The 19,334-nt window shown below is 42.4% G+C and carries 21 protein-coding genes; 17 read left to right on the top strand and 4 right to left on the bottom strand.

The annotated features are described in order from the left end of the window. Positions 1–361: 361 nt before the first annotated feature. From JCM16456_RS22695 to JCM16456_RS22685, 3 genes are all read left to right on the top strand, one after another. Positions 362–757 (top strand): hypothetical protein, encoded by a 396-nt coding sequence (locus tag JCM16456_RS22695; protein ID WP_068718768.1) that lies wholly within the window; start codon positions 362–364, stop codon positions 755–757. Positions 758–813: 56 nt separating this feature from the next. Further along, a complete protein-coding gene (locus JCM16456_RS22690) occupies positions 814–1,554 on the top strand; it encodes a hypothetical protein (protein WP_068718766.1) in 741 nt (246 codons plus the stop codon). A 66-nt stretch (positions 1,555–1,620) separates the two neighbouring features. Beyond that, positions 1,621–2,136: an endonuclease V gene (locus tag JCM16456_RS22685; RefSeq protein ID WP_068718763.1), complete on the top strand. Its 516-nt coding sequence runs from the start codon at positions 1,621–1,623 to the stop codon at positions 2,134–2,136. A 23-nt stretch (positions 2,137–2,159) separates the two neighbouring features. Here the strand turns inward: JCM16456_RS22685 and JCM16456_RS22680 are convergent, their stop codons facing one another. Continuing rightward, positions 2,160–2,624: a DUF7282 domain-containing protein gene (locus JCM16456_RS22680; protein WP_231894465.1), complete on the bottom strand. Its 465-nt coding sequence runs from the start codon at positions 2,622–2,624 to the stop codon at positions 2,160–2,162. 442 nt (positions 2,625–3,066) lie between these two features. Here JCM16456_RS22680 and JCM16456_RS22675 point away from each other — a divergent pair, with 442 nt between their 5' ends. Then, positions 3,067–4,011, top strand: a complete 945-nt coding sequence (locus JCM16456_RS22675) for an SPFH domain-containing protein (protein WP_068718759.1) — start codon at positions 3,067–3,069, stop codon at positions 4,009–4,011. Positions 4,012–4,019: 8 nt separating this feature from the next. Continuing rightward, a complete protein-coding gene (locus JCM16456_RS22670; protein WP_068718757.1) occupies positions 4,020–4,475 on the top strand; it encodes an NfeD family protein in 456 nt (151 codons plus the stop codon). Positions 4,476–4,533: 58 nt separating this feature from the next. Here JCM16456_RS22670 and JCM16456_RS22665 read toward each other — a convergent pair whose 3' ends face one another. Then, on the bottom strand, positions 4,534–4,878 hold the full coding sequence (locus JCM16456_RS22665) for a carboxymuconolactone decarboxylase family protein (protein ID WP_068718755.1): 345 nt from the start codon (positions 4,876–4,878) through the stop codon (positions 4,534–4,536). Between the two features lie 275 nt (positions 4,879–5,153). Here JCM16456_RS22665 and JCM16456_RS22660 point away from each other — a divergent pair, with 275 nt between their 5' ends. From JCM16456_RS22660 to JCM16456_RS22650, 3 genes are all read left to right on the top strand, one after another. Further along, positions 5,154–6,392, top strand: coding sequence for an MFS transporter (locus JCM16456_RS22660; protein ID WP_068718753.1), 1,239 nt, complete (start codon positions 5,154–5,156; stop codon positions 6,390–6,392). Next, positions 6,389–7,060, top strand: a complete 672-nt coding sequence (locus JCM16456_RS22655) for a peptidoglycan DD-metalloendopeptidase family protein (protein ID WP_068718751.1) — start codon at positions 6,389–6,391, stop codon at positions 7,058–7,060. The genes JCM16456_RS22660 and JCM16456_RS22655 overlap by 4 nt, the downstream gene beginning before the upstream one ends. A gap of 88 nt (positions 7,061–7,148) precedes the next feature. Continuing rightward, positions 7,149–7,499, top strand: a complete 351-nt coding sequence (locus JCM16456_RS22650; RefSeq protein ID WP_068718749.1) for a hypothetical protein — start codon at positions 7,149–7,151, stop codon at positions 7,497–7,499. A 1,235-nt stretch (positions 7,500–8,734) separates the two neighbouring features. Here the strand turns inward: JCM16456_RS22650 and JCM16456_RS22645 are convergent. Next, positions 8,735–9,130, bottom strand: coding sequence for a TIGR01244 family sulfur transferase (locus JCM16456_RS22645; RefSeq protein ID WP_068718747.1), 396 nt, complete (start codon positions 9,128–9,130; stop codon positions 8,735–8,737). A 166-nt stretch (positions 9,131–9,296) separates the two neighbouring features. Between JCM16456_RS22645 and JCM16456_RS22640 the strand changes: the two genes are divergently transcribed. The 4 genes from JCM16456_RS22640 to JCM16456_RS22625 all read left to right on the top strand — a co-directional run bounded on the left by JCM16456_RS22640 (position 9,297) and on the right by JCM16456_RS22625 (position 13,671). Next, a complete protein-coding gene (locus JCM16456_RS22640) occupies positions 9,297–9,647 on the top strand; it encodes an STN domain-containing protein (RefSeq protein ID WP_068718745.1) in 351 nt (116 codons plus the stop codon). Positions 9,648–10,133: 486 nt separating this feature from the next. Further along, a complete protein-coding gene (locus JCM16456_RS22635; protein ID WP_068718743.1) occupies positions 10,134–11,108 on the top strand; it encodes a toxic anion resistance protein in 975 nt (324 codons plus the stop codon). A 40-nt stretch (positions 11,109–11,148) separates the two neighbouring features. Further along, positions 11,149–11,508 (top strand): hypothetical protein, encoded by a 360-nt coding sequence (locus JCM16456_RS22630; protein ID WP_068718740.1) that lies wholly within the window; start codon positions 11,149–11,151, stop codon positions 11,506–11,508. A 165-nt stretch (positions 11,509–11,673) separates the two neighbouring features. Then, positions 11,674–13,671, top strand: coding sequence for a peptidase U32 family protein (locus tag JCM16456_RS22625; RefSeq protein ID WP_068719141.1), 1,998 nt, complete (start codon positions 11,674–11,676; stop codon positions 13,669–13,671). A 48-nt stretch (positions 13,672–13,719) separates the two neighbouring features. Here JCM16456_RS22625 and JCM16456_RS22620 read toward each other — a convergent pair whose 3' ends face one another. Beyond that, complete coding sequence (locus JCM16456_RS22620; RefSeq protein ID WP_408068388.1) at positions 13,720–13,986, bottom strand: DUF3012 domain-containing protein; 267 nt, start codon at positions 13,984–13,986, stop codon at positions 13,720–13,722. Positions 13,987–14,308: 322 nt separating this feature from the next. On the opposite strand from JCM16456_RS22620, the gene rbsD reads away from it, so the two are divergent. The 5 genes from rbsD to rbsK all read left to right on the top strand — a co-directional run bounded on the left by rbsD (position 14,309) and on the right by rbsK (position 19,328). Next, on the top strand, positions 14,309–14,728 hold the full coding sequence (rbsD, locus tag JCM16456_RS22615) for a D-ribose pyranase (protein WP_068718738.1): 420 nt from the start codon (positions 14,309–14,311) through the stop codon (positions 14,726–14,728). Positions 14,729–14,795: 67 nt separating this feature from the next. After that, positions 14,796–16,337, top strand: coding sequence for a ribose ABC transporter ATP-binding protein RbsA (gene rbsA, locus JCM16456_RS22610; protein ID WP_068718737.1), 1,542 nt, complete (start codon positions 14,796–14,798; stop codon positions 16,335–16,337). Further along, on the top strand, positions 16,334–17,317 hold the full coding sequence (rbsC, locus tag JCM16456_RS22605) for a ribose ABC transporter permease (RefSeq protein ID WP_068718735.1): 984 nt from the start codon (positions 16,334–16,336) through the stop codon (positions 17,315–17,317). Before rbsA ends, rbsC begins: the two co-directional genes overlap by 4 nt. Before the next feature lie 56 nt (positions 17,318–17,373). Then, the gene (gene rbsB / locus JCM16456_RS22600; protein WP_068718733.1) at positions 17,374–18,252 is read left to right on the top strand and encodes a ribose ABC transporter substrate-binding protein RbsB; all 879 of its coding nucleotides are present in this window, start codon (positions 17,374–17,376) and stop codon (positions 18,250–18,252) included. 149 nt (positions 18,253–18,401) lie between these two features. Then, positions 18,402–19,328, top strand: a complete 927-nt coding sequence (gene rbsK / locus JCM16456_RS22595; RefSeq protein ID WP_068718731.1) for a ribokinase — start codon at positions 18,402–18,404, stop codon at positions 19,326–19,328. Positions 19,329–19,334: the final 6 nt, after the last annotated feature.

Below are 19,334 nucleotides of genomic sequence, written 5' to 3'. Positions count from 1 at the left end.
CTGAGTAAAGGTATACGTCAACTAAATGGTGTGTATACCCAGAAATTCAATCTTAAGCATAATCGGGTAGAACATGTATTCCAAGGGCGCTATAAAGTGATATTGGTTGATAAGGATGCCTATTTACTTGAGGTTGGGCGTTATATTTTGCTCAATCCGATACGGGTGAATATGGGGAATACTTTGGATTACATTATTCTCGTATCAGTCGAATAGTGGCAAAAAGCAAGACGTGACCCCATGTTAACGTAGGTTTTTGGGGTTTTTCTTGAGGTAATAGCTTTAATCACGCTTTTGTCAAACGAGCGATTTAAGCTAAAATCTTTAGCTAATCTCTATCTTTTAAAAAACGGTTATTGAGATGAACTGGTTAGATATTGCTGATAAGTCAGATAAAACATGGTTTAATTTGTTTGGGGGTTATGAAATCAATGAAAGTTTTTTCATTGAAAATATTATATTTAAAGGAGATAGTGTTAGTGTGGTTTTTTCAATATTTAGACCTAATATTAAACTCCCAGAACGTTGGCTTAGTAAAGGGTTTGATTCTATTTCACTAAACCTAAAACTAGCATCATTAAATGAAGATACTATTATCAGAGGTAATGTTTCTTGTAATTGTTATGTTGAAAGTACTGGAAGTGTCCCTGATATATGTGTGAGATTTTATCGAGATTCATTAAAACAAGAGTTATTATTTTCTTCTTATTGTAAGAATATATTTTTATCTGATATTAAAGGTTTTGCTTCTGTCTAATCCTAACAAAATTAACTGGGACACACACTATTAAACGACAGGAAGATGACATTAGAATGTTGAAGATAGATAGTTCAAAACTAACGATAAATGCTAATAAAGCTTATTATGATGGTATTCTTTTTACTGGTATTGCATTTACTTGTGATAGTGTACAGGTTTTGTTTTCGAAGGAATATTTAAATGGAGATGAAGTTGGGGAATATAAAGGTTTTTTGAATAAGAATAAGTTCAATCCTATCTATTTAAGATATGCTTTAGATGAAAGTGATGATGATTACTCATGTGAGCCTATTTTGTTTAAAAATGAAAAGTTCACTGGTTTAGCGTATGATTTTGATATGTCGTATTGTATTGGTGAAGCAAGAATTGATAGTGGTGTTGTTATTGAGGAAGTTACTTTCTATAAAAATGGAAATATAGAATCTTATGAGCACATCGGAAAGGAAAATGGTATCTATCAATATTATGAATTCAATACTCAAGGTGCTATATGCTCATTTTCAATAAAAATAAATCCCACATTTTCTTGGTATTGTCTATTTGATGGTGAAACTATTAAAACCTTTAGATGTGAAGGTGATTGGAAACAATTTTCAATTATGTCAGATGAAAAAATTAAATTTAAAAATATTATCGATATTTCAAGGTTGTTAAAGTATAGTTTTTATCCTAGAGTGAATATTTCAGGTGATGCCATAAAAGAATCGTGGTTGGATGAATTTGTGGAAAATAATAGCTTTTCTCATGTTAATTATTTGAGGGTAAGTAATAGCAGCGTAAAGATTTATCTATAATGAAAAAAATAGAAAAATCTAATCCTAGAGTTAAAATTGATATTTATTAGTGGTTGGATTAACACAATGATTTTAGCTATAGATGTTCAATACACCGATGATAAGGCGGATGTTGCTGGTGTTCTTTTTGAAAACTGGTCTTCGTTAGATGCAACTCAGTGTTATTTAACCGAGGTTGCACAGGTTGCGGAATATGAGCCGGGGAGTTTTTACAAAAGGGAGCTTCCTTGTATCTTGCAATTGCTTCAAGAGCATAAATTAAAGCCAGATATCATCGTCGTCGATGGTTATGTTTATTTAGACGGTGTCGCCAAAAGTGGTTTAGGTAAGCATCTTTACGACAGTTTAGGTGGTGAGGTGGAAATTATTGGTGTGGCGAAAAAACCATTTGTCGATATCAGTGAAAAATTTGCTGTGTATAGAGGTGGTAGTCAAAAACCGTTGTATGTGACCTCAACGGGTGATGTTGAACAAGCCAAAGAGGCAATCCTGTCTATGGCGGGTAAACACCGTAATCCAGTATTACTTAAAAAAGTCGACCAACTCTGTCGAGAAGCGGCTAAAAAGCGAACTCAACTCTGAGTTCGCTTTATCTCTTTCTTACCCTACTTTACTGTAATGACAGACATCACTAGTTTGCCATGTACCTTAATTGGACCATCAGTTTTTGCGCCCAATGTATATTCGAAAACGCCCGTTTTCATGCCACCTTTTTCACTGTGTAGCATCAGCATAAGCATTTCACCGCTTTTGACTGTCTCGGTTAAAATAGCAGAGACATCATAATTGCTGCCCATTTTAACTGGAGCATAGCCAATGACTGGGCCAGGTTTCATTTTCTTGTCTGTCCGGTGCACGACAAGCCAGCCGTTTTCTGCTGCTTGAATCATATCTGCAGAAACAGTGCCAGAGGAGACCTCTTGTTCGTTTCCATAGACTCCGACATCCATCATATGACCGCCGGCAAAAGCTAAAAATGAGGATCCTGTCATTAGAGCGATAACAGCTAGGCGTTTAGACCATTTTGATACGATTTTTTTCATCATCATTTCCTGATTTACATGTTCCATAAAGTTAGGTGCTGCATTACCAGCTCATCTTGACACTGGACGTTATTACTTATGGAAAGCGCAGAGAAAAGATCATCACAACAAGTGAGTAAGCCACTTTATCAGCGTGTTTGTTTAGGCTTCGTGATACTTATGCGATATAGGTGATAATTGATGTCGAAACTGTCTTGGAGTTGATACTTCAACTTAAGAGTTTAAACGGGACACACACCACTAGATTAAGTCATTTTAGATAGCTAGATAGTGAGAACTCAGAGGTAAAAACCTTTGCATACGACTCAGCAATGAGTGTGAAAAATGATTTCTTTGTAGTGTTTAAAGGCTGTGCAAGAGTAAAGATGTGCTTTGCTCCCCATTTATTAATGAAATCACACGGTCACTCCGTAAATGTGCAGTATTATCGAAAAAAATTATTTAAACATAACAATCAGAAGGCTAGTTTATGGAAAGTATCCTCTATCTTTTATTTTCGAATATCGTGCCCGTTGTGGCGCTGATTTTCATCATTATCATCCTCAAAAGCAGCATCAAGTTTGTGCCGCAAAACCAAGCTTGGATTGTAGAGCGGTTTGGTAAGTTTCAATCGACCAAAGTGGCTGGTTTAAACTTCATTATTCCTTTTGTTGATCGCATCGCAGCGGTTCGTAGCTTAAAAGAACAGGCGCAAGATGTTCCGTCTCAATCTGCCATCACTAAAGACAATATTTCTCTTGTGGTTGATGGTGTGCTGTATTTTCGTGTGCTTGATGCCTACAAAGCAACTTACGGTGTCGACGATTATACCTTCGCGGTGACGCAGTTGGCACAAACCACCATGCGTTCTGAGCTAGGTAAGATGGAGTTGGACAAAACCTTCGAAGAACGTGATGTACTGAACACTAATATCGTTGCTGCTATTAACCAAGCTTCTGAGCCTTGGGGTATTCAGGTATTACGTTACGAAATTAAAGATATTGTACCACCGCAATCCATCATGGATTCAATGGAAGCCCAGATGAAGGCTGAGCGTGTTAAACGTGCTCAAATTCTTGAATCTGAGGGTGATCGCCAAGCAGCTATCAACGTTGCGGAAGGTCAAAAGCAAGCCCAAGTTCTTGCGGCAGAAGCAGACAAAGCAGAGCAAATTCTTAAAGCGGAAGGTGAAGCGCAAGCCATCTTGGCGGTCGCTGAAGCAAAGGCAAAAGCACTCAATATTGTTGGTTTAGCAGCTGATACTGAAGAAGGCCAAAAAGCGATTCAGTTAGAATTGGCGGGCAAAGCCATCGAAGCCAAACAAGCGATTGCTAAAGAATCCTCGGTCGTACTGTTGCCTGAAAATGGTTACGATGCAAGTTCTCTTGTCGCGCAGGGAATGTCTATTATTAACAAACTGAGCACGAAAGGGTAAAGCGAATTATGCTTCTCGACTATCTTCCTCAAATATTGATTACTAGTGGTATTGTCGCTCTTGCGGTTGAAGTCGCGATATTGGGATTTGCGACCTTTATCTTGTTCTTCCTCGGGTTAGGGTTTTTGGCAACTGGTTTGATGATGCAGTTCGGTTGGCTTGCGGTCGATATCAACCATACAATGTGGTCTATTACGATCATTACATTCGGTTCTGCGTTGCTATTATGGAAGCCGCTACGTCGTATGCAAAGTCAGCCTGACACGAACAAGATAGAGTCGGACTTTGCGCAAGAAACGTTTCAATTAACTGGTGATGTAAACAGCGGGTCAAACGATGTGTTGTATTCCTATTCTGGGATTAATTGGAAAGTGCGTAGTCGCAGTCCGTTAGTAAAAGGGCAATGGGTCAAAGTGGTCGAGACCGAAGTGGGTGTATTGTGGGTTGAGCCCAAAGAACAATAAACCTAAATGATCTAAAAAGAGCGCTGTTACAGCGCTCTTTTTTATGTGACTGATTCCGTTACTCACCAATCAGTTCTTCAACTGCAGCATAGGCTTCTGAGCCGTAGACGATAGAAGGGCCACCACCCATTAATAGGGCGATATCAATGGTTTCAATTAGCTCTTGTTTGGTTGCGCCGTGTTGAATAGCACCAGCCACGTGTGCGCCGATACAGCCGTCACAACGCACGGCGATGGCAATCCCTAGTGCAATCAGCTCTTTTTGTTTAACATCCAATGCACCTTCTTTTAGTGCCGCTTGTTGGAGCTTTCTAAATCCGGCCATCACATCTGGGCTGGCTTTTTCATAAGCAGCTGTCAGTTGTTTTTTATGGCGATTAAATTCTGTATAAGATTGTTCCATCTTGATTTACCTTGGCGGTGACTTTGGCAAAAACCATAAAGTAAATGGCTGAACAAATCCACTGGAGGTTGTGGTGAAAAGCAGAAATCAACTCATTTATTGGTGAGTGTCCTCACTAGATTTATTATTAGATTACTAAAGGCTCTCAGTAGATGTCTCCGTTAGTCAATTTCAATGTGTTGTTTTCTACTTTATAAATGTAAATGCCTAGTAGAACTGATGGCATTGATGTCATTACCTGAGTAATATACTCGGGTAAATTTTTGGAGATATCAATGAACACGCAAACTCTTTCCAGTGTGTCTAAAACGACCTTGTTTGTTTTATACCTTATTATTTTCTTGGGTTCTGCAGGCTTTTTCATCACGATTCCTGCTTATGTAGAACTGTTTCTTACCAATGACCAATCGATGGCAATATCGCAAAATATGGCATTGGAACAACGTCGTGCCCTATTTGGTACCGTAATGTCTGCCGCGCCTTTTATTTCTATGTTTTTCACACCTTTTATTGCGCGCTTTGCCGACCGTTTTAGCCGTAAACTCGTTATGAGTATTTGTTTGTTGATTGGCGCGCTGGGCTTTGCTATTCCCATCTATGCGATAGTGATTGGCTCAGTTGCTCTGCTGTTTGCGGGCAATATGATCAACAGTATCGGTTCTTCTAGCCAGCCTATTGCTCAGGCTATTTTGGCAGATAATAGCCAAGGTAAAACCAAAGCGACGTTAATGAGTTGGGTAGCAGTAGTGATGACAGCGGCGATGTCATTTGGCCCCGCTTTAGGCAGTAAATTGTCGGCACTTTATGGTCCGCAAGCCCCTTTCTATGCGTGTTTAATCATTGCTCTGGTCTGCTTTGCTTTACTGAATATGATTTCAGTGCCCAAGCAGGTGATTACCACTCAGGAAAATCCACTGTCAATGGCTGCGCCACTGTCTCGCAGCCAGCCGGGTATTGTTCGCTGCTTAATCATTGTGTTTTTGTGTCAGTTTAGCTGGAGCCTCTATTTCCAAAACATCTCATTTATCTTTCCTGAGCGTTTTGATTTAACCGTCGCGAGCACCACTTATCAATATTACATGATGGGTATTGGTATCATCATGATGGCATCGTTGTTGTTTGTACCAAGAATCGTGCTCTCTTATTTTCCTCTCATTCCAGCACTAAAAGTTGTGTTGAGCGGGGCCGCTCTAGGCATGATTTTGTTGGCCTATACACCCACGTTTACAACACACGTTATTGCAATGGTATTTACTACGACGTTGGTGGCGTTGTCATTCCCGCTTTATTTCACTGCGTTGTCAGACCGAGCTAGCGCTCAAGACCAAGGGTGGGTCATGGCATTGGCAAGTACCATGATTGGCCTTTCTTGGACGCTAACCGGATATCTCACTGCCATTATGGTCAATGTAAATATTATTCTGCCAACGATTGTTGCGGCGGTTAGCTACATCATTACCGTTGTGATAGTTCCGCGTACGCAACAAACTGAATTAAAAGAGGTTACTGCATGAAGGATTCATTAGAAGAGATCTTAAAACGTCATACCTTTCATCCTGTGATTCCAGAGCAACTTCAGCATGGCACGCCATTGAATATCGACTTATCACCGAGCAGTGAACTTTGGCAGCGCATCAATGCTGAGCATTGCTATGCAGCAGAGATTAAGCGTTTAGCCGCTGAAATTGATGCAACAGTGGAAGTTGGGCGCTACAACGAAGAGCGTATGATTTACCAAGATACGGACAACTTCAGTGGGCGTGAGCAGTGTACGCTGCACATTGGTATTGATATGGGCATTCCAGCTGGCAATCCTGTTTTTGCGCCGCTTGATGGCGAAGTGCTCGGGTTTGCTGATCATGCTGCTGAAGGAGACTACGGTCCTACCGTCATTCTACGTCATGAGTTAGAAGGTCATGTATTTCACACCTTGTATGGACACTTATCTCGCACCTCCTTAACAACGCTTCAAGTTGGGCAAAAAATCGCCCAAGGTGAGCAGTTTGCAACGATTGGTGAATCAAGTGAAAACGGTGGATGGCCTACTCACGTACATTTTCAAATAGTGCGTGATATGCAAGGTCAAACTGATGATTACACTGGAGTGGTTGATCCGGCTAAAGCGGACTTCTATTTAACCAACTGCCCCGATCCTAACTTGATTTTGAATTTGGCGATTTGATTGAGAGGTGAATACGAAGGCAGTAGTCGTATTCACTTCCGTTTAAGTTTCTAGTGCATAGATATAAATTTATTAGCAAGATGACTATATGGATACGTATGATATTGATTTTTTGGCTGAGCAATTAAAACGGGAAGTGACATCATTGGTTTTAAGTGTTCAAGTTGAAAAGAAATTGGACCAAAATTGTTACCTTAGGCTGATAGATGTACTAAAAAATATCACCGTTACTTTAAAAGATGTTGAGTGTGTTCCTAAGTCAATGTTATTGAATATTCATGTTGCAATAAATTCAATAATTAATGAGCGTCCTTATCTTTCTGAGAGTGAGGTTATTCTTTCGGAAACAGTTGTCTCAACATTTAATAAGTATTTTTATTATATATTGACGAATGAAACGTATGAAGAAAGGGTACCTGGAGTACCAAGGATTTTCTGATGTGATATCGAGAATAGAAAAGTGATGAGATTACCCATCACCTTATCTACGCTCAAATACATTCTCGCTGAGACAAAATATACTAATCTGAGCTACAACTACTGCAGCTGCTACAACTACTTACGTCTGTGCTTGAACTGCAGTCATTATACCGATGTGAATCATCGCTTGAGTAAGAGTCAGAATCACTTGAGCAAGAACTACAATCATTATCTGACGATTCGGTGTTACTCTCTGTTTCAAACTCACTTACGCAGATAAACATTGGGTTGTCGGGTTTATTATATCTCTTCTTGGCTGCCGATTTAGACCACTTAGTGGAATGACTGTTTTGGTCTTCATTTGAGCAATTTAAACGATAAAACTGTCCATCAGGTATTTTTAATAGCTCATCAATTGCGAAGAGTAATGGCATCGATAAATGTTCAATTTGCGTATATGGACTTTTCGAACTCAGTTGCCACGCCAAACGCATACCATTTCTCGCCGATTTTTGTTGAACGCGTACATCTTTAGATATTGAAGCTGTTGGGCAATGATGAAGGAAATGACCGAAGGATTTATAGCAGAAATAAGAATATTGTTTAGTATGAAGAATAAACTCATGCCATGCTAGATCAACTATTTTAGATGGCATCGCTATCTGGGAGTTCTTGGCTCGAGAATTTATAAGAAAATATTCTTTTAAAGCTGTTAAGGTTAAATGAATATCATCTTCACTTAGGTGATTATATTTAATTTTAATGCTATCAAATATGGACTGAGGGAATTCATACTCCTCAATGTGTTTTTCTCGCCGTTTCTGAATTCTCTTGAGCGGGGATATAATATCAATAATAACTTTTATTATTATGATACTTACGATAATAACTATAAATATGGAGTTAACTGAAATTTAAATAACCATTTGTTTTTTTATGGTGAGAATATATCGAGTGAGTCGCAATTAGTAAATATCTACTAAAGAGTAGAGGTATGTAATACATCTTTTACGAGGCCAGGGGTATTGAAGATTTCACCATGTAAAACCAATAAAAACAGTTAGTTAAAATGATTCGGTTATTATTGAGTTATATAATTCTCTATGCGGGCAGTGTGCATTCTTTGGAGAAATGTCTCATTTTGCTAATGAAGGAGATGTCATTCAACAAAACGATGTATAAATCAGTGATAGGAGAATGCTGCACAAGCAAGCTGCAGCATTACCATTATCGAATTTTTTTGAGTAGGGGAAGTTACGCCTTAATCACAAAACCAAGTGCCGCTGCGTGGTTTAGGCGTTCTTCGCGGCTATTCATGTCTTCAGTGCCATTTACCCAAAGCGTAGTGCAACGTGTGCCTGTGCGGCAAAAAGCCAGTACAGGCGGCGTTGCTGTTTCTAGTGCTTGAGAAAACAGAACGTAGTCTTCATCGCAAATTGCGCCTGCTAGCACGGGTTGTTCGATAAACGCCATACCGAGGCGTTCAGATAACATTCCCAACTCTCCATTCAAAGGTTGTTCTTCTGCTTCGCCATCTGGCCGATTGCTGATGATGGTTTTAAACCCCATATCGGCGATTTTCTTTAGATCCATCTTGTCAATTTGTGGGCTAACCGACAGTGAGCTAGTGAGCGTTTTGATATCGAGCATTAGGCTTACCTTTTGTATGAATTGATGATTATCGATACAGGTTATACATCACAGTATTAGTAGCGATGAGACAATGTGCCATAAGTGAGTGTAACATGTTATCTCATTAAACCAAGTGAGTGAGGTGGTCGATACAGTCGCTTGCTTGTATGAGGAGAGAAGAAGAATGCGCTATGTATGGTTAGTGGTGGTTGGTGTTGTTTTGTCGGGCTGCTCACTATTTCATGCCTCGTCGGAGAGTCAAATACCAGAGTTATCAGGGGCATGTGACAAAGTGGCTCAATACAATATCGACTTTGTGCGTTTTGACGAAACAGCTCAACAGCTAGCGCATGCCACAGGGTGCTTTGTTGAAACCGATTTATCAGAGACAGCTGCTGTTGCTGTAAATCCCGTTAGAGGTCGAATGTCAATACGTCAAGCACTTGCTATGGCGATTGCAAATACGCCACTTAAGATTGTGAAGCAAGAGCCCAATTTGATTTCAGTATCGTTGTTACCAGTGCTGAAAAAATGAGAACTTGTACCCAATTTATATTCGCGCTGCTACGTGCTTAAGTAAGGATCAAGTAGGCTATTTCTTGGCTAGGAAATATATAAAGAGTAAGTGCTTATAGCGAGCTCAGCTTAAAATATAGCATTGTTAAGTTTTTGCTTAAGTACAACGAAATAAACATATCAGGTGAATACAGAACCGATAATAATTTCGGGTGCTTGATGCTTTAGTCCAGATTCATACCGTATATGAAGAGTATGAACACTATAACGATTATTAGATAAATTAACGTCCAGTTGGTAAAAATGAATCTACAGGCTTTTACTTGTCTTACGTCTCTGTTTACCACTACTGCTGTTTGTCCTTATCGTTATGGACGTTTGCATGGCGCCTCCGGTAGCAATGTTGTTGTCTGATGTTTCAGAGTTATGCTCCGTTTTCTCCCTAGTCTTTCATTCCAATTCGTTTTCACGACAACTTGGCCTTAGTCATGCTTAGGAGATGCTTATGAATGAGATGGCGTTAGCTTCAATCACATCCAGTAGTAATTTTGTACAAGCACCTGAACTGGTTTTATCGCAAGCCGCTCTGGATTTGGCCGAAACATTTGATCCACTTGATGTGAGTGCGATGAAGAACTTTGGTATTGCCATTGTTGGAAAGCTAGCTGAACTGACCTCGCAGTTCACTCCGAGGCATCAGACCACTGAAGTAGTTGACGCTGTTAATGTTTTGCAAGCAATGTGCGATACGGTGGCGAACTCGGGGCTTGACCAACTTAGCCAGCCATCTATTTTTTCTAAGCTCCCCTTGTTGGGTGAACGATTTGTGTCTTTACCACTGTGTTCACACCATTTTGATGTGCTTAAAACTCAACTCGATGTACTTTCTTATCGTTTACAAAAGCACTTATCTAAGCTTGGGCATGAAGTAAAGCAAATTGATATCTTAAGTCGAAATTGTGAAAACCTGCTCTTACAGCTGGAAGTGCATATTGACGCAGGGCAGTTGCGTTTAGCGCAACTCAATCACACAGTGTTGCCACAGTTGCAAGAACAAGCTCAAAAAAGCGGTCATATTCTTGATTCGCAACATTATCAAGAAGCGTCTCAAGCTGTAATGCAATTAGATGAGCGTGTTTATCACCTCATGATGTCTCGGTTTGCCGCCATGAATATCATGCCTCAACTGAATTTAACGCAGCAAGGGAACAAGATACTACATAATGATATCCAAGATATTGTACGAGACACATTACCCTGTTGGCAGATAGAGCTATCAGAAGCTCTAGATTGCAAAGATAAAATTCCAGCGATAGAGAAGGTGAAAAATGTAACGTTCTTTATGACTGAAACGATAAGTCGAGCGCTTAGCCATGCCAAGTCGGGATGCACCCAAAGAGAGCGCTCCCAACCAATTATTAACCAGTCTGTTGATGATCTTAATGAGGCGTTATCAAAAGCATTAGCCGAAGGCGAGTAGGTAGTTTTAACTAGAAATGAGATAGATATTAGGAAATACCGTGAATACATTAATCAATATTCTAATTACAATCATGAGCTTATTTATGGTGGCATTTACCGCTGCAGGATTTTTTCTATCGGGAGTGATGGGGAGTTTTGGGTTTGATTCTTCGGCAGGGGCACTCATGATGATTATTCCTGCTATTTGTTTGATCATCGCGATTTTGGGTTTTTGGTCGGTATTTAAAAAGCATCGCCCAAGCAAATATGCCTTTAGTTTGTTGCTATTAGTGGGATGGCCTGCGGGGACTATTATTGGAGTAGTGCTGCTTACATTGTTGTTCGCATCTCGCGAGAGAGAATCACAACCAATGATAAAACAAGGTCTTAATCAATCTGCTCCATCAGAATCTCATTAGCCGAGTTATTCTAATTCGATGATAACCTTGATGGTTTGATGCTATTGGGGTTATCGTTTTCAATTGTTCTTTCCGTAACTATTGTCCTCTCTTATTGGTAATTCCCTTACTTTGAGTAGTAGAATACCCAGCCCCAAAATTAATAGTAAGTCAGTGGAAGTTGTTGTGAGTAAAAGTCAGTTTGAATTGTTGGCCCCCGGTGGTGATCTTGAGTCGATTAAGGCCGCTATCGTGGCAGGTGCCGATGCGATTTATTGTGGGTTAGAACGATTCAATGCTCGTAACCGCGCCTCCAATTTAACCCTTGATGATCTCAAAGCCATTCTGGTGATCGCTCATGACCACGACTGTAAAATATTCCTGACCCTCAATATTATTTTGCTCGAAAGTGAAATTCGAGCAGTGGTGCGCCTGTTGAATCAGCTTGTGCACACGGAGATTGATGGGGTGATTATTCAGGATTTAGGTTTGGGCTACATCATCAAACACTATTTCCCGATGCTTGACGTGCATGCTTCGACCCAGTTGAACACCCACAACGAAGGGCAGGTGCGGTTTCTTGGTCATCTCAATGCCAGTCGGGTCAATGTGTCCCGTGAGTTGGACTTACCCGAAATTACGCGTTTAGCCAATTTTGGCCGCCAGCACAATATGCTGCTGGAAGTGTTTGTGCACGGCTCTTACTGCATTGGTTATTCGGGTTTGTGTTACATGAGTTCGGCGCGTAACGGCGCTTCCGGTAACCGCGGGCGTTGCAGCCAACCATGTCGCGATACCTACCAAAAAACCGATGTAGGCGTCTCTCATCCGCTGAATATGAAAGACAATTCCGCTTACGAAGATTTTGCGCCATTGGCCGATGCTGGCGTCTATTCCCTCAAAGTGGAAGGGCGCATGAAGCAATCGCACTATGTATATACCGTGGTGGATCAGTGGCGTAAGCAGATCGACAGCTATGAGCAAAAAGGGCAGTTGCTGACCGATACAAGTGAGCTGTACAAGGTGTTTAACCGCGATTTTTCAGCCGGTTATTTAACTGGCACCATTAATCGCGATATGTACATTGATAACCCGCGTAACCATGCGGGCGAACATTTTGCTCAGTTGGCGGGTGTGTCTGATCAAGAGCAAAAGCGTCTTATTAAACAGAAGGTGTACGACGATAACACGCAAATCATGGCGCAAATGCAGCAGCGTATTGCGGACCTTGACCACGAAGTGCATAAAGACTCAAGCCGCAAACATAAGATTGCTGATATTCAGGTGCCATCCCTTAAAGCACAAAACAGCTCGAATCAAACCAACGCTATGCAGTTGAATGTGTTGATTAGCGACCGTGCCGATGTGGAGCGTTATCATGGACAAGAAGTGAGTGTTTACTTTGCTCTGCCATCTGCACTAGCTCGCCAATTACCTGCAATTCTTGAGCTTTTTGAACAGCATCCGCATCTGATTCCGTGGTTCCCAGCGGTACTGATTGGTGACGATTTCGATGCAGCGCAAACATTGCTCGAGTCTTTATCCCCTGCGCTTATCGTGACCAATAACACTGGTGTTGCCACCTTAGCTAACCAGCTCGGTCTCGCGTGGGTTGCGGGGCCACAGCTTAACTTAACCAACTCCTATGCATTGCACTGTTTAAAAGAAGAGTATCAATGTGCGGGGGCCTTCTTGTCGAATGAGCTTTCCGCCAAACAAATGAAACATGTGGTACGTCCGGAGCAATTTCGTCTCTGTTACAGCATTTATCAGCCTTTGGTGCTACTGACCAGTCGTCAATGTATGTTCCAGCAAACCATTGGATGCCGGAAAAAACGGGTGACCAAAGGGTGTTTAGCGAGTTGTAAAAAATCGGCTTCAATTATCAATCTTAATGGCTCGTCTTATGTGATTGATAAACAAAGAGGTGAGCACAACAGTATTTATCATCAGCATCACAATATGAACGTGCAAGTGGTGCAGGATCTGCCACAGCTCTTTACCGATCTGTTTATTGATTTGCGTGACGTGCCGACCGAAACTAAGGTGAATTTGGATCGTGAAACGCTGGTGGCACTGTTTAAACAGCTTTGTGAACCTCAATCACGAGAGAGCGCAAGTGAGCAGTTACTCGCCTCGGTCGCCCCGACTACCAACGCGCAATATATAAAAGGGTTAGCATAAAAAAGAGCCACACAGAGTGTGGCTCTGTTGCATGTTGAATCGTACAGTCTACAAAACACAATGTTTTGCGTAGGATGTGGCTTGGTTTGCTGTCCAATCTCCTTTAGGTGTGTCGTCCATGCCTTTACACCACTGTTCACTGCCCACTTCATTATTGAGTAGACAATGCTTAGCATAATCGATGGCATTTTGGCTACTCCAATCGGTTTTGGGTTTATCGCGTAAGTCTTGACACCAAGACTGGCTTCCGACCTCATCGCCGCAAGCGGAAAGTGCCATCGTAGTAACAATTAATAACAGCGTTCGTTTTATCATGAGGAGTATCCAATGTCTTTATAGGAATAGGATTTGTGCATGTCTATTTCATCAAGTCTAGCGGGATCTGCTGTTGCTATGTTAAATCGCTGCTAAATGTCCTGAGCTTATTGCAAGTCTACGTGATCCTCATCACTCAAATTTTTATAAAATGACAATTTTTACTGATTGATCTCACACTCTGATTTTGATCGTGATGAAAACGTTTCGCTGACTCATTACTATGCCATCGAAACGTTTCGATGGCGATTTTATGAAGATTCGATGATCGGCTCTTTTGCCACCAAATGTATATGAATCGCATGCCATATAAGGTGAAATCATGAAAAAAGCGACACTTCTCCACGCTGAACTCTCCCATTTAGTGGCGACTCTGGGCCACACCGATGAATACACCATTTGCGATGCCGGTTTACCGATTCCAGCTTCTGCACAACGTATCGATTTGGCGTTGACTAAAGGCATTCCTTCTTTTATCGATACGGTTAAAACACTGTTGTCTGAATCGCAAATTGAAGGTGTGATTTTGGCGGAAGAGTTCGCCAAAGTAAGCCCTAAATTGCACGATGAGTTGTTATCGGTTCTGCATAAAGAAGAGCAGCAATGTGGTAAAGCCTTTTCTATTACCTATTTGCCACACGAAGAATTTAAAACCCGTACACACCACAGCAAAGCGGTGGTTCGTACTGGTGAATGTACGCCTTATGCCAACGTAATTTTCCAAGTTGGTGTGGTGTTTTAACTCACGCCTATTACGTGTGCAGTAATGAAGTTTAGCTTAGTAAGAACAGAACAATTGAGGACCGAACATGACCCAGCCAATTTTAGCTCTGACGCAGATTGAAAAGGCGTTTCCCGGCGTGAAAGCGTTGGATAAGGCAAGTCTGAATGTGTATTCGGGACGAGTTATGGCGCTAATGGGGGAAAACGGCGCGGGAAAATCCACGCTAATGAAAGTCCTCACCGGTATTTATAACAAAGACGCGGGTAGCATTGAGTACCAAGGGCTACCGGTTAAGTTTAAAGGTCCAAGAGAATCACAACATGCCGGAATCAGTATTATTCACCAAGAGTTGAATTTGATTCCTGAGTTGACGATTGCTGAGAACATCTTTTTGGGGCGAGAAATGGTATCGCCGTTTGGTCGTATCCTATGGAAGACCATGTATCGCAAAGCGGATGAGTTATTGGCGCGTCTGAATGTGAAGCACAGTGCCCACACTTTGCTGGGTGAATTGAGTTTAGGTGAGCAGCAAATGGTGGAAATCGCCAAAGCGCTCTCATTTGAATCCAAAGTGATCATTATGGATGAGCCGACCGATGCGCTAACCGATACAGAAACCCAATCACTCTTTAACGTCATTAATGAACTGCGCGATCAAGGTTGCGGCATTGTTTATATCTCCCATCGTCTTAAGGAGATCTTCGAAATTTGTGATGACATCACAGTGCTTCGTGACGGCAAATTTATCGGTCAATGTCCAGTAAAAGAGACCGATGAAGAAGGGTTGATTGAAATGATGGTGGGGCGCCGTTTGGATGAGCAGTACCCACGAGTTTCGGTAAAGGAAGGCGATGTTTCTCTTGCGGTTGAACATCTCAGCGGCCAAGGCGTGCATGACGTGAGCTTTACTTTGCGCAAAGGGGAAATCTTAGGTATTTCTGGGCTAATGGGCGCTGGCCGCACAGAATTGATGAAGATCATCTATGGCGCATTGCCTAAAACCGCTGGCGAAGTGAAAGTCGATGGGCAATTGGTTGACGCTCATTCACCACAAGATGGTTTGAATGCAGGGATTGCCTATATTTCCGAAGATCGCAAAGGAGATGGTTTGATCCTTGGTTTATCGGTAAAAGAAAACATGAGCTTGTGCGCTCTACCACAATTGAGTAAAGGCATACAAATTCAACATGGTGCTGAAAAACTCGCGGTGGACGACTTTATTCAATTGTTCAACATCAAAACCCCGAAACGCGAGCAGATCATTGGCAACCTTTCTGGTGGTAACCAGCAGAAAGTGGCGATCGCTAAGGGTTTGATGACACGACCAAAAATTCTCATCCTCGATGAGCCGACGCGCGGTGTCGATGTCGGTGCGAAAAAAGAGATTTACCAACTGATTAATGAGTTTAAAGCGGAAGGCATGAGCATCATTTTGGTGTCCTCAGAAATGCCAGAAGTGCTCGGTATGAGCGATCGCATTCTAGTGATGCATGAAGGTCGCATCAGTGGCGAATTTAGCGCTACCGAAGCAAACCAAGAAAACTTATTGGCCTGTGCGGTAGGGCGACTCCCTCAACGCCCAACTGAAAATCAGCCAAAAAACGTATCTAACGAGGAACCAGCATGAGTACCGAAACCATGAATAAATCCACCGCGACTCCAAGTAAGAAGTGGTTAACCAAAGAGACATTAGTTGAGCAAAAATCGCTTATCGCGTTGCTTGTTCTTGTGATTGTAGTGTCGGTGCTTAACCCTAACTTCTTCACCTTTGGCAACCTGATGAACATCCTGCGTCAAACCTCTGTCAACGCGATCATCGCAGTAGGGATGACCTTGGTGATTTTGACTGCCGGTATCGACTTAAGTGTTGGCTCAGTGCTTGCTCTCTCTGGTGCATTTGCCGCCAGCATGATCGCTTTAGAAGTACCTGTGCTTGTGGCTGTTCCTGTCTCTTTATTGGCAGGAGCTGCACTTGGGGCTATTAGTGGTGTGATCATCGCAAAAGGCAAAGTACAGGCTTTTATCGCTACTTTGGTTACCATGACCTTACTGCGCGGCGTCACCATGGTGTATACCGACGGTCGACCAATTTCAACGGGCTTTACTGATACCGCGGATGCTTTTGCTTGGTTTGGTACTGGCTATCTTCTGGGCATTCCTGTGCCAGTATGGTTGATGGTCTTTGTTTTCGCAGGGGCTTGGTATCTATTGAATCACACTCGTTTTGGTCGTTATGTTTATGCCCTTGGTGGTAACGAATCGGCGACGCGCCTTTCTGGGATTAACGTTGATCGCGTCAAAATCGGTGTGTATGCCATCTGTGGTCTGCTAGCGGCTCTGGCAGGATTGATTGTGACCTCACGACTATCTTCTGCTCAACCTACCGCTGGTATGGGGTACGAACTGGATGCGATTGCTGCCGTGGTGCTTGGTGGTACCAGCCTCATGGGCGGTAAAGGCAAAATCATGGGAACCTTGATTGGTGCGCTTATCATCGGTTTCCTAAATAACGCGCTTAACCTTTTGGATGTGTCGTCTTACTACCAAATGATTGCCAAAGCCGTTGTCATTCTGCTGGCTGTGCTAGTAGACAATAAAAACAAATAACAACACATGAGTCTGGCCATGACCAGACTCCACCTCTCTCCCAAAGGAACCTACTAATGAAAAAACTGACGATGCTTATCTCAGCAGCTCTTTTGAGTTCAACTGTTTCAGTAGCGGCACAAGCGCAAGATACTATGGCGATTGTTCTATCTACCCTAAATAACCCGTTCTTCGTATCGATGAAAGAAGGCGCAGAAGCAAAAGCGAAAGAATTAGGTTACGACCTAATTGTGCTTGATTCGCAAAATGACCCAAGTAAAGAGCTTTCTAATGTGGAAGACTTGACCGTACGCGGTGTGAAAGCGATTTTGATCAACCCAACCGATTCTGATGCAGTATCAAACGCCATTCGTCTGGCTAACCGTTCAAATATTCCAGTGCTCACACTCGACCGTGGCGCAAGTCATGGCAAAGTGGTTGCGCACATTGCATCGGACAACGTTGCTGGTGGTGAAATGGCTGGTCGTTTCATCATGGAAAAAGTAGGTCAAAAAGCCAAAGTGATTCAACTTGAAGGTATTGCAGGAACTTCTGCGGCGCGTGAACGTGGTCAAGGCTTTATGCAAGCAGTTAAAGGTTCACAAATGGACTTGCTCGCTAGCCAACCTGCGGATTTCGACCGTACTAAAGGGTTGAACGTTATGGAAAACCTAATGGCTGCCCATCCAGATGTTCAAGCGGTATTTGCACAAAACGATGAGATGGCATTGGGTGCTTTACGCGCTGTGCAAGCATCAGGCAAGAAAGTATTGATTGTTGGTTTTGATGGGACAAAAGATGGTATTGCAGCGGTAAAACGTGGCAAATTGGGCGCAACCATTGCCCAGCAACCTGATTTGATTGGTGCATTAGGTGTGGAAACAGCAGATAAAATGCTAAAAGGTCAAACCGTTGAAAAATCTATCCCCGTTCCATTGAAGATAGTGACTAAATAATTTTATTGTTTCAGGCTGCTCCTCAATGGGGAGCAGCGCTGAAAGAAATAGGTTCTGATTTACTGATTCCATGCGATGGTGTCTAGTGACGAACAGTTAGGGTGCAGAGCGTATTTCTTTCAGTTTTTATCACGTAAAGGAAAGTTTCTATGAATAAGTTAGTGGTGTTAGGCAGCGTTAACGCAGACCACGTACTTCAGGTTCCTCGTTTCCCTCGTCCTGGTGAAACGCTTCACGGGAATCGTTATCAAGTTATCCCTGGTGGTAAAGGTGCAAACCAAGCAGTGGCGGCAGCCCGTTTGCAAGCCGATATCGGCTTTATTGCCTGTGTCGGCGATGATGCCTTTGGCCGTGATATTCGCGACCATTTTGCTCAAGACGGTATGAACATCGAGCATGTGCGTATTGAGCAAGATTGCCCAACTGGCATTGCGATGATCCAAGTCTCTGACGAAGGTGAAAATACCATCTGTATTTCCGCAGAAGCGAATGATCATTTGACCACTGAGGTTGTAAACCAAAGTCGCCAAGCGATTGAGCAAGCCGATTATCTGCTGATGCAACTGGAAACTCCGATGGAAGGGGTGATTGCGGCAGCGGCCATGGCAAAACAAGCGCACACACAAGTGATTTTAAACCCTGCGCCAGCGAAAGCTCTACCCGCACAATTGCTTGCCAATATCGACATCATTACTCCAAATGAAACCGAAGCAGAAGAGTTAACTGGCATTGCGGTAATCGATGAAGCATCCGCTGCGAAAGCGGCCCAAGCACTGCATGACCAAGGTATTCACACCGTAATGATTACCCTTGGCGCTAAAGGCGTTTGGGTGAGTGAACAAGGACAAGGTCGCATTATCGCTGGTTTTCGCGTTAAAGCGACTGATACCACAGCAGCAGGTGATACTTTTAATGGTGCGTTTGTGGCTGGTCTGCTAGAGAAAATGCCTTTAGAATCAGCGATTAAATTTGCCCATGCTGCCGCCGCGATTTCGGTAACACGCTTTGGCGCGCAAACTTCGATTCCTCATCGTCAGGAAGTGGATGAGTTTTTGGCGCAGCATCTCAAACAGTAGTAAGGA

Source organism: Vibrio tritonius (genome assembly GCF_001547935.1).
Taxonomy (GTDB): domain Bacteria; phylum Pseudomonadota; class Gammaproteobacteria; order Enterobacterales; family Vibrionaceae; genus Vibrio; species Vibrio tritonius.
This window is presented reverse-complemented; position numbering and strand designations above follow the sequence as displayed.

Bases quoted from the DNA above. Each gene is read 5' to 3' on its own strand.
- rbsC (WP_068718735.1), top strand. From the start codon at position 16,334: ATGAGTACCGAAACCATGAATAAATCCACCGCGACTCCAAGTAAGAAG.
- rbsK (WP_068718731.1), top strand. From the start codon at position 18,402: ATGAATAAGTTAGTGGTGTTAGGCAGCGTTAACGCAGACCACGTACTT.
- rbsA (WP_068718737.1), top strand. From the start codon at position 14,796: ATGACCCAGCCAATTTTAGCTCTGACGCAGATTGAAAAGGCGTTTCCC.
- JCM16456_RS22665 (WP_068718755.1), bottom strand. From the start codon at position 4,878: ATGGAACAATCTTATACAGAATTTAATCGCCATAAAAAACAACTGACA.
- JCM16456_RS22690 (WP_068718766.1), top strand. From the start codon at position 814: ATGTTGAAGATAGATAGTTCAAAACTAACGATAAATGCTAATAAAGCT.
- JCM16456_RS22650 (WP_068718749.1), top strand. From the start codon at position 7,149: ATGGATACGTATGATATTGATTTTTTGGCTGAGCAATTAAAACGGGAA.
- rbsB (WP_068718733.1), top strand. From the start codon at position 17,374: ATGAAAAAACTGACGATGCTTATCTCAGCAGCTCTTTTGAGTTCAACT.
- JCM16456_RS22640 (WP_068718745.1), top strand. From the start codon at position 9,297: ATGCGCTATGTATGGTTAGTGGTGGTTGGTGTTGTTTTGTCGGGCTGC.
- JCM16456_RS22660 (WP_068718753.1), top strand. From the start codon at position 5,154: ATGAACACGCAAACTCTTTCCAGTGTGTCTAAAACGACCTTGTTTGTT.
- JCM16456_RS22685 (WP_068718763.1), top strand. From the start codon at position 1,621: ATGATTTTAGCTATAGATGTTCAATACACCGATGATAAGGCGGATGTT.
- JCM16456_RS22695 (WP_068718768.1), top strand. From the start codon at position 362: ATGAACTGGTTAGATATTGCTGATAAGTCAGATAAAACATGGTTTAAT.
- JCM16456_RS22645 (WP_068718747.1), bottom strand. From the start codon at position 9,130: ATGCTCGATATCAAAACGCTCACTAGCTCACTGTCGGTTAGCCCACAA.
- JCM16456_RS22635 (WP_068718743.1), top strand. From the start codon at position 10,134: ATGAATGAGATGGCGTTAGCTTCAATCACATCCAGTAGTAATTTTGTA.
- JCM16456_RS22655 (WP_068718751.1), top strand. From the start codon at position 6,389: ATGAAGGATTCATTAGAAGAGATCTTAAAACGTCATACCTTTCATCCT.
- JCM16456_RS22680 (WP_231894465.1), bottom strand. From the start codon at position 2,624: ATGGAACATGTAAATCAGGAAATGATGATGAAAAAAATCGTATCAAAA.
- JCM16456_RS22620 (WP_408068388.1), bottom strand. From the start codon at position 13,986: ATGATAAAACGAACGCTGTTATTAATTGTTACTACGATGGCACTTTCC.
- JCM16456_RS22670 (WP_068718757.1), top strand. From the start codon at position 4,020: ATGCTTCTCGACTATCTTCCTCAAATATTGATTACTAGTGGTATTGTC.
- JCM16456_RS22675 (WP_068718759.1), top strand. From the start codon at position 3,067: ATGGAAAGTATCCTCTATCTTTTATTTTCGAATATCGTGCCCGTTGTG.
- rbsD (WP_068718738.1), top strand. From the start codon at position 14,309: ATGAAAAAAGCGACACTTCTCCACGCTGAACTCTCCCATTTAGTGGCG.